The organism is Candidatus Coatesbacteria bacterium (genome assembly GCA_014728225.1).
Taxonomy (GTDB): domain Bacteria; phylum RBG-13-66-14; class RBG-13-66-14; order RBG-13-66-14; family RBG-13-66-14; genus WJLX01.
Genome location: WJLX01000093.1, coordinates 23,987 through 33,453 on the forward strand (window position 1 = coordinate 23,987; position 9,467 = coordinate 33,453).

The 9,467-nt window shown below is 63.9% G+C and carries 5 protein-coding genes and 1 rRNA gene; 2 read left to right on the plus strand and 4 right to left on the minus strand.

What is annotated here, in order from left to right:
- Positions 1-74 precede the first annotated feature (74 nt).
- Together GF399_06530 and GF399_06535 are read right to left on the minus strand one after the other, a co-directional pair.
- On the minus strand, positions 75-2,018 hold the full coding sequence (locus tag GF399_06530; protein ID MBD3399971.1) for a hypothetical protein: 1,944 nt from the start codon (positions 2,016-2,018) through the stop codon (positions 75-77).
- 118 nt (positions 2,019-2,136) lie between these two features.
- The gene (locus GF399_06535) at positions 2,137-3,378 is read right to left on the minus strand and encodes a radical SAM protein (protein MBD3399972.1); all 1,242 of its coding nucleotides are present in this window, start codon (positions 3,376-3,378) and stop codon (positions 2,137-2,139) included.
- A gap of 182 nt (positions 3,379-3,560) precedes the next feature.
- Between GF399_06535 and GF399_06540 the strand changes: the two genes are divergently transcribed.
- Positions 3,561-4,136, plus strand: coding sequence for a PadR family transcriptional regulator (locus GF399_06540; protein ID MBD3399973.1), 576 nt, complete (start codon positions 3,561-3,563; stop codon positions 4,134-4,136).
- A gap of 1,108 nt (positions 4,137-5,244) precedes the next feature.
- Here GF399_06540 and GF399_06545 read toward each other — a convergent pair.
- Positions 5,245-6,800: ribosomal RNA gene (locus GF399_06545) — 16S ribosomal RNA — on the minus strand.
- A gap of 948 nt (positions 6,801-7,748) precedes the next feature.
- On the opposite strand from GF399_06545, the gene GF399_06550 reads away from it, so the two are divergent.
- Entirely contained in the window at positions 7,749-8,273 is a 525-nt protein-coding gene (locus GF399_06550) for a hypothetical protein (protein ID MBD3399974.1), read from the plus strand.
- Positions 8,274-8,364: 91 nt separating this feature from the next.
- Here the strand turns inward: GF399_06550 and GF399_06555 are convergent, their stop codons facing one another.
- Positions 8,365-9,012, minus strand: coding sequence for a DNRLRE domain-containing protein (locus GF399_06555; protein MBD3399975.1), 648 nt, complete (start codon positions 9,010-9,012; stop codon positions 8,365-8,367).
- Between the last annotated feature and the right edge of the window lie 455 nt (positions 9,013-9,467).

Consider the following 9,467-nt stretch of genomic DNA (forward strand, 5'->3'; position numbering starts at 1 on the left):
TCGTCCGTCTCGGCCAGTGCAGATTTTCTATGGGGAGCGGTGTGGCGGATGAAGCGTTAGTTCATTATAGCACGTTAAGGGCGGCGTCGCACAACCAGCCGACGCACCATGCGGGTCTCGGTCGTCTTCAGCTCCACCAGGTAGCAACCCGTCAACAGCTCGCCGATTTCTAATCGACAGACACCGCTGCCCACCAGATCGCGGGCGATGACCCGTCTACCAGCGGTGTCGTAGACGCTTAGCGTCCCCTGACGCCCCGGGGGCAGGTAGAAATTGAGCTTGACGACCTCCGTCGCCGGGCAGGGCCAGGGCGGGGAGAGCTCGACGGCGCGGTCCGCCTCCCGGGGTCGGGTCAGCTCCAGGGGACCGCGGCACAGCTCCCGGCCGTCGACGGTCCGACCGACCAGCTCGTAGCCGTAGGTGATCCCCGGCGCCGCGTCGCGGTCGAGGAAGCGGTGGACGCCACCGGGCAGCTCGACCAACTCGACGCCGTCGCGCCTCACGCTCCAGCTTGACAATCCCTCGTCGGACTCCGGCGTCCATTCCAGCAGCAGGCCGTCGTCGACGGCCCGGCCGTCCAGGACGACCTCGTCGGCGGCGTACTCGAGCCCCTCACCTTCGGTGACCGTCAGCCGGCTGTCGGCGGGGACGGCTGAGTAATCCTCGACCAGGCCCGAGGGCCACCAAATGCGCAGGTCGACGGCGTCGTCGTCGCCCAGGCCGAACTCCAGGGTGGGATCCTCGTCGCCGTGAAGCCCGCCCCCCGCCGTGCGCTGGTCCCAGCACTCACCGTCGTCGAGGGTCACCCGCACCCGGGCGCCCACGGCGGCGCTGTTGGATTCCACGCCGACGAGGTTCAGGCAGAGGTAGCCACCCGGCGCCTCGTCGTTACGCAGCAAACGGTTGTCGAAGTGACCGGCCAGGTAGACGTCGAGGTCGCCGTCGAGATCGAAGTCGGACCAGGCCACGCCGAAGGAATCCCAGGGCTTGTCGATGTTCAGCGCGGCGGCGGTATCGGTGAAGGTGCCGTCGCCGTCGTTGCGATACATGGCGTTGTCGCTGACGTGGCTGGCGGCGAAGATGTCCCGTCGGCCGTCGCGGTCGTAGTCGATGAACCAGGCCCCGCGGCCGTCGCCATAGCAGGCCACGCCGGCGCCGCCGGTCACGTCGGTGAAGGTGCCGTCGCCGTCGTTGCGGTACAGCCGGTGGTAGTCGGGCGAGAAGGGCAGCTCGCCGATATTGCAGACGTAGATATCCAGCCAGCCGTCGCCGTTGTAATCGCCGACGTCGAGCCCCGAGGGATCGCTGCCGGGATTGGACACCCCGGCCTGGGCGGTGGCGTCGCTGAAGGTACCGTCGCCCTCGTTGCGCCAGAGGGCGCTTTGCGGATCGTGGGGCAGGTAGATGTCCAGCCAACCGTCGTTGTCGTAGTCGAAAGCCGCGGCGGACCAGTCTGCGGTCGCCGAAGCCAGCCCGGCCGCGGCGGTGACCTCGCTGAAGGCGCTTGCGCTGTTGCGGAACAGGCGACAGTCGTAACCGGCGGCGAAGAGGTCCAGCTCGCCGTCGTTGTCATAATCGAAGAACAGCACCTTGGAGGCCGGAACGCCGCCGAGGCCCAGGGCGGCGGTGACGTTGGCGAAGGTCCCGGCGCCGTCGTTGCGATAAACCACGACGTCGCCGTTCTCGCCGGCCAGGTCGAGATCGCCGTCGCCGTCGAAATCGACCAGGGTCAGCGAGCTCAGGTAACCGTTGACGCCGCAGGAACCGCTGACATCGGTGAAGGTGCCGTCGCCGTCGTTGGTATAGACGAAGACGGAGTAATCCGGATAGTTGCGGCTGATTACCAGGTCGGGCAGGCCGTCGCCGCTGAAATCGCCGAAAGCGGCGGCGGCGCCCAGGCCGCTCATCCCCACCCCGGCGGGGCCGGTGACCTCGGTGAAGTGCTGGGCGGCGAACAGCGGCGGGGCGGCGGCCAGCAGGATGATAACGCTCAAGGGGGCCAAGGGAAGTCGTGACATCGCTGTCCTCGTCGTTGGCGGCGGCTGTAGTAGCCGTTGAAGTCGAGCAGGTCGCTGCGGCCTCCGGGACAGGATAACCCGGTGTGGCGCATAAAATCAACTTGGATAACAGCGGGCCTCAGAGACCGGCGGCCTGGGCCCGGGCGCGCAGCCGGGTCTGGGCGCCGAAGAAGCGCTGCATCATCGCATTGACCAGCCGCCGGCCGCGGGGTCCGACGTCCCAGGGACGGCCGTCGTTGAGCCCCAGCAGGCGCCAAAGCGCCCCGGCGAGGTGGACCCGCCGAGAGGGCGCAGCGCCCATACGGCGACGCAGAGCGGTCGTCGAGCCGCCGCCGCCGAAGAGGAAACCCAACAGCAGGTAGGCCTCGCGTTCCCAGGGCGCCGCCGCGCGGCGGCGAACTACGGCGCTGCGGTCCGCGGCCAGGAGTTCGCCGTAGCGGCGCAGATTGAAGGTGTTGTGGTGGAAGACGCCGTCGTAGTAACCGACGGCGCCGCAACCCGCGGCCAGGTACTCCGGACTCTCGATCAGGTATTCGGCCCGGGTACCGGCGCCGGCGGCGAAGCACCAGCTCGTCACCGATCGCCAGCCCCGCCCGTTCAGCTCTTCGTCGATGACGCGATAGAGGTCATCGGCGCGGCCGAGGTCGGGATCGAGGGCCGGACCCCGCTCACCGCCGCGCACCAGGGGCGGCATCAGCGGATTGAAGGTGATCTGGTCGACGCCGGTGGCCACGGCGGCGGCGATGTCGCGGCGCAGCACGGCGGCGGTCTGGGCGGGATGATTGTAGAGCAGATCGAGCTGCAAAGTGGAGAAGCGTCCCCGGGCCTGAGCCAGGCGGCGGCGGAGCTCGTCGGGCGGCAGACCGTCGCGCCCGAGGAGGCGCAGCAGACGGGCATCGAAGCTCTGGACGCCGACGGAGAGACGCTCGACGCGGCCGCGGACCAGCAGCTCCAACAGCTCCGCGGTAACGTCGGCCGGGTAGGTCTCGACGGAGACGGGCAGGTCGGGCTGTCGGCGCTGGAGCAGCTCCAGCAGGCGCTCCAGCTCGTCGGGCAGGATCGTCGGGGTGCCGCCGCCGATGTAGACCTCGCTGAAGCTGAAACCGGCTTCGAAGAGCTGCTCCAGCTCGCGGCGCAGGGCGGCGTGGTAAGCCCGGGCCGGGGCCTCGCGAAAGGCGAAACGGTGGAAGGCGCAGAAGTCGCAGGGGGCGGCGCAGAAGGGGATATGGACGTAAAGGGCCGGCGGGCGTCCGCAGCCGGGCCGGGGAATCCAGTCCCCGGCGGGGTCCATCCGCATCAGGCGTCGTCCGGCCAGGCCCACCAGGGCGGCGGCGGCGCGGATCAGGAGCTGCATCGACATCGTCTACCCCGGCAACGGGCTGCAGGGTAACTGTACTCCAAAGCGGCGCCGAGGTCCAATCAGCTTCACGCGTCGGGTTGAACGAACCGGAGCAGACTCTGAATGCGGCAACTGAAAAGTATTGACAGTCGAGTTAAGCTCTGTTATATATCGTCTTGACACTATCTGCGAGATATACGACCATGGCCCAGCGCAACAAGACCCGTTACGCCATTATGTCCCTGCTCTCTGAGCGGCCCCGCACCGGCTACGACATCAAGAAGGCCCTCGAGGAGAAGGAGATCTACTTCTGGAGCGAATCCTACGGCCAGATCTATCCGATCCTGCACAAGCTGGCCGAGGAGGGCCTGGCCGACAAGAAGAAGGCGCCGACGGAACGTCACCCCAATCGGACGGTCTATCAACTCAGCCAACGGGGCCGCGAGGAGCTGGTGGAGTGGCTCAAACGCCCCGCGGACACCATCCCGCTGCGCATCGAGCTGCTGCTCAAGCTGCGCTACGGGGCGCTGTCGACGCCGGAGGACAACCTGGCCCTGATCGAGGAGTACCGGGAGGGCCAGCTGGGAGACATCGACCGGCTGGAGGAGCAGTTGAGCAAGCACACCGGTGCAGAGGCCGGAGAGTTCTACGCCCGGCTGACACTGCAGTACGGTATCGAATTGAAGCGGGCCCTGGTGCGCTGGTGCGCGGAAGCGCTCGCGGCGATCGAGCAGAGGACGGAACAGCCGGGCGGGTATCGACGACCGCCGGTGCGGTAGTACAGTCATCGCTTGCGAAACGGGACGGCCTTGCGCGCGTCCCGCCGTCCTTATCAGCCGTCTGGATGATGACCCCTTCCCGGCGCTCCCGCGGGCCGTCACGGTTGTTGCATTCCGCCGAGCTCCCGCGGGCGGGAGCTCGGCGGGCAACAACGCGCGCCGGCCCTTATCCGGCAAGCTGAGCAGTAATCGCCGGACCACGGGGGCTTAATCCCCCCGGAACCGACCTGCGGGGGTGGCTGACTGGACGGCGTGGATCTGTTTCCCTCCGACCTCGGGGAAGCAGCGCCTATGGACTTGAGAAGTGAGGGTTGAACCCTCGAAAAGCTGAAACGGTCCAAACCAACCATAACGCAGGGCCGGCGCACGTTTTTGCGACGACGGACCGCCCAGGTCCGTCGTCAATGCAAAAACTGTGACGGCCCGGAAAAATGCGGGTGGCCAGGCGGTCGGTTCAGACGATCGGTTCGTTTACTACCCGTAGCGGTCGGGGGCCGGTAGACCCGGGTTTGAAACCTGTGCTCGATAGCGCTTGAGCTCTCGAAACACTAACGCGATCAGCCACTCCACGTAGAAGGGGGCTCCGACCCCCGCCGTTAATACGTCAATGCCGAAACGTGTCTAACCCCCTCCCCGGCGGCCCGCCGAAAGGCGAGGCCGTATTTGAGCTCTGGAAACCGGAGCGACGAGCGTGAGACGCGCAATCGGCCAACAAAAAGGGCCCGCCTGAGAAGGCGAGGCCGTATTTGAGCTCTGGAAACCGGAGCGACGAGCGTGAGACGCGCAATCGGTCAACAAAAAGGGCCCGCCTGAGAAGGCGAGGCCGTATTTGAGCTCTGGAAACCGGAGCGACGAGCGTGAGACGCGCAATCGGTCAACAAAAAGGGCCCGCCTGAGAAGGCGAGCCCTTATTCAGCCCGGGTGCTAGGGTCTTTGAAAGCTGGAAGGTAGTGCTGTTCGTTTGCGGGAGTTGCTGGAATGCGATCGACCTAGGAGTAGGGTTTTCGTGGGGGCTCCCCACGGGCTTGATTGCGGGTTTTTTCCGTGTCCTGCAGTCGTCGTTGGGACGTCATTGGGATCCGGACCCTTAATCTCGCCCCCTTCTCTTTAGAAAGGAGGTGATCCAGCCGCACCTTCCGGTACGGCTACCTTGTTACGACTTTACCCCCCTTACCAGGCACACCTTCGGCCGCTCCCTCCAAATGGTTGGGTCACGGACTTCGGGTATCCCCGACTCGGGTGATATGACGGGCGGTGTGTACAAGCCCCGGGAACATATTCACCGCGGCATGCTGATCCGCGATTACTAGCGATTCCGCCTTCATGGAGTCGGGTTGCAGACTCCAATCCGAACTGAGGCCGGCTTTTTGGGATTAGCTCCACCTCGCGGCTTAGCGACCCTTTGTGCCGACCATTGTAGCACGTGTGTAGCCCTGGGCGTAAGGGCCATGATGACTTGACATCATCCTCACCTTCCTCCGGTTTATCACCGGCAGTCTCACTAGAGTGCCCAGCCGAACTGATGGCAACTAGTAACGAGGGTTGCGCTCGTTGCGGGACTTAACCCAACATCTCACGACACGAGCTGACGACAGCCATGCAGCACCTGTGCAAGGGCTCCCGAAGGAGAGACGCTGTTTCCAGCGCTGTCCCAAGCATGTCAAGCCCAGGTAAGGTTCTTCGCGTTGCGTCGAATTAAACCACATGCTCCACCGCTTGTGCGGGGCCCCGTCAATTCCTTTGAGTTTCAGCCTTGCGACCATAATCCCCAGGCGGGGTACTTAGTGCGTTAACTGCGGCACCGGAGGGGTCGATACCCCCGACACCTAGTACCCATCGTTTATGGCGTGGACTACCAGGGTATCTAATCCTGTTTGCTACCCACGCTTTCGCGCCTGAGCGTCAGTGTGCGTCCAGAAAGCCGCCTTCGCCACCGGTGTTCCTCTTGATATCTACACATTCCACCGTTACACCAAGAGTTCCGCTTTCCTCTCCGCCACTCTAGTTTGCCAGTATCGAAGGCAATTCTCGAGTTGAGCCCGAGGATTTCACCTTCGACTTAACAAACCGCCTACGCGCCCTTTACGCCCAGTAAATCCGGACAACGCTTGCCCCATACGTATTACCGCGGCTGCTGGCACGTATTTAGCCGGGGCTTCCTCTGGAGGTACCGTCAATTCCACGGGCTATTAACCCGTAGAGCCTTCTTCCCTCCTGACAGAGCTTTACAACCCGAAGGTCTTCTTCGCTCACGCGGCGTCGCGTCATCAGGCTTTCGCCCATTGTGAACTATTCCCGCCTGCGCCTCCCATAGGGGACTGGCCCTTGTCTCAGTGCCAGTGTGGCCGTACACCCTCTCAGGCCGGCTACCCATCGTGGCCTTGGTGAGCCGTTACCTCACCAACTAGCTAATGGGACGCGGGCCGATCCCAACCCGGCAGCATAGAAGAGGCCACCTTTAGCGAGCGACCAACCGGTCGTTCGCCACATTCGGTATTAGCCCTCGTTTCCGAGGGTTATTCCCAGGATCAGGGTACGTTACCCACGCGTTACTCACCCGTTTGCCACTCTACTAGGCTCCCGAAGGAGCCGTTCGCGTTCGACTTGCATAAGCTTAGGCACGCCGCCAGCGTTCGTCCTGAGCCAGGATCAAACTCTCCGAAGTGAAAAAGAAAAGGCTCGAGAGCCTTTGTTGAAACGGAGTGTTGGACGAGTTCGACGTGGAACGTCTCGCTCATCCTGGCACATTCCAGGCTGATTCTCTCGCGTTTTGAACGGGTTGGCTTTCGGAAGCGGCTTGGACGTACGATCTCGAAGCGAGTCGCCCGTCAAGCGCCTCTTACTTGCCCCTTCCAGCTTTCAAAGAACCTGGCACCGTCTACGGGGATGTCGGGAGTTGGCGGCCGTGTCGGTCAGCGGAGGGTCTGGTTCAGCGTTTCCCTCGTGCCGCGGCGAATATAGAGGGGCCCGAACAGCAGGCCCTTCGAGTCTCCGTGGCGAGACTGTCGGCCGTTCTCCCGAGGCGCCACTTTCGCCCCGTGTCCACCGGTTGCTTACTGTGGTGGTTCTCTTTGAGCCCGTTACCGGAGGCGGTCGTGCGGGAAGGTTCTTGCGGTCCCGCGCCCGTCTTCCGAACTGTGGCTCCCCGGTGGGGTTGGGTTGGGGTGCTGCGATCCGTTCAAGTGCTACCAGACCGTTTTACCCGGCCCCCTGTTTCGCCCCTTGCTGCTGGGGCGGGAAGTAATGTACTACAAGTACGGTGGGCTGTCAAGGGTCAAGTGGTTTTTCTTGGCTGTTTTTTCCGGGGGAGAAATCGTCCGTATGGTCCGTATGGTCCGTATGGTCTGGCCCGTTTGTGACCCTAATGTGACCCGGATGTAATGCATCTGGTACATCCGGATCGATCAGGCGATTGCCCCTCGGCGGCCTTGACGCCCAGCCGAGCTTCCCGGCCGGCGGAGTGCTTTCCCGCGCGACGGGAGTGGTAAGGTATCACAGTCGGGCGGGGGCTGTCAACATTAAAACGCGTTTTTCTTTCGGGTACCGTTGAGGCATACTGGATGGGTTGGTTAACCGTGCTTGTGCGACGCTACCCAACCCCCAAGGAGGACCATGAAGAAGCTCTTGACGGCGCTGCTGCTGTTACTCGTCCTGCTGCTGCCGACGGCTTGCGAAGACGAGGAAACGGCCGGAGAGGCCGCGGATACCGAAGAGGCCGAAGAGGACGTCGAGAATGGCGGCGAGGAAAACGCCGTCGCGGAGGACGAGGCGCCCTTCGCCGTCGGCGACACGGTCTGGGCGACCTACTACAATCCGGAGCAGGTCAGTGCCCTGACCTGGGAGAAGACGGAGGTGCTCGAGGTCGGCGAGGAGACGGTGACCGTCGAGTTCGGCGGCTTCCTCAACGAGGGCGAGACCGATGAGCGGGCCTTCGAGTGGGTCTACCCCTACGTCGAGGCCTGGTCGCCCGACGAGGTCGAGGTCGGCACGACGGTGGTCGTCAACCCCGAGGGCTTCAGCGACGATGTCAACTACCCGGGCGAGGTGACCGCCATCGAGGACGGGATGTACACCGTGGCCTGGGAGACCGACGGTGCGCCGCGGGATGCCGAGTTCACCCTGGAGGAGCTGCACTAGGGCGACCGTGAGCGTTTCATCGTCAATGCGTGAAGCGACGACGGATCCCGCCGGGGTCCGTCGTCACTGTGTCCCGGCCGTTCGGCCGCCGCTAGGGCGCCGGTATCACGGCCTTGATCCGGCCCCAACTGGCGGGGAGGACGGCCTGGGGGGAGAACTCGATCGTCAGCCGGGGCTGGTTTTCGGTTCGTTGAGAGGAGTAGGCATAGATGAGCCCGGCGCTTCCCGTCGGCTCGAGGTAGACGGCGAAGCCGTAGTTGGGCTGGTCGCCCTCGTACCAGGCGGCGACGAAGTCGGTGACCTCGACGGGGTCCCACCAACTGTCGGCCTGGGGATCGGCCGCGGCCTGGAAGGTGTCGTCGTAGGCGGGTCGGGTGTTCCAGGTCACCGTCTCCTCGTCCCAGGGCTCACTTACCAGCTCCAGCAGCACCGGCGCGGGCTCGTTGACCGTGGTCAGGTAGAGCTCCAACCAGGCGGAGCGGACGGCGCCGCCGGCGGGCAGTGCGGAGAGGTCGAAGGCCAGCAGGGTGACGTCCTCGCACTGCGTCGTCGAGGAGACGTACATCCCGGCCTCGTTGCCGTAGTTGTCGTCGGGGGTGGCGCGATAGACGTAGGTGTCGAGTCCGTCCTCGCCGTCGGGCTGCAGGACGATGGTTTCGACGGCCCACAGGGGCAGGGCGAGCAACAACAGCGGGATTACCATTCTACTCATGCTATTGCCTCCTGGTCGGTTGTTCATCTCGGGGTCGGACGCGGAGCGGTTCAACCCATTCAACGCCGGCTGAACCGCGCTGAGCGCCGGGGGCTCATCGAAGCCGGTCGCCCCCGGTTGCCATGGACCCGGGCCGCTCAGTAAAGAACATGAGGCAGCATGTAACGTGTTCGGAGCAAATCAGACTAACCATGAACGGTTAACCCGGTCTTCTCCGCCCAGCGGTGATGCTCCGTTGAAAAACCAGATACTCGCTTGATAGGCCCTTAATGCTAATTATGGGATTATCACCTGATTATCAACAAGCGCGAAGTCTGCTCCCGAGGTAGTTTAGCGCGTTTTCGGCGTCTCGATGGTTGAAGCTGAATTCCATTTCAAGGATAAAGAGTCTGGAGTTGCGCTTGAAACATCAGTGGTCGGCTTTTAGCCGTCGTTTGGCGTAGCCCCGGAAGTTCTCGAGGCCGTTGATATGTGTCCGTCCA

Excerpts from the sequence above, each read along its gene's own strand:
- GF399_06530 (MBD3399971.1), bottom strand. The coding sequence starts at position 2,018 with ATGTCACGACTTCCCTTGGCCCCCTTGAGCGTTATCATCCTGCTGGCC.
- GF399_06535 (MBD3399972.1), bottom strand. The coding sequence starts at position 3,378 with ATGTCGATGCAGCTCCTGATCCGCGCCGCCGCCGCCCTGGTGGGCCTG.
- GF399_06540 (MBD3399973.1), top strand. The coding sequence starts at position 3,561 with ATGGCCCAGCGCAACAAGACCCGTTACGCCATTATGTCCCTGCTCTCT.
- GF399_06550 (MBD3399974.1), top strand. The coding sequence starts at position 7,749 with ATGAAGAAGCTCTTGACGGCGCTGCTGCTGTTACTCGTCCTGCTGCTG.
- GF399_06555 (MBD3399975.1), bottom strand. The coding sequence starts at position 9,012 with ATGAACAACCGACCAGGAGGCAATAGCATGAGTAGAATGGTAATCCCG.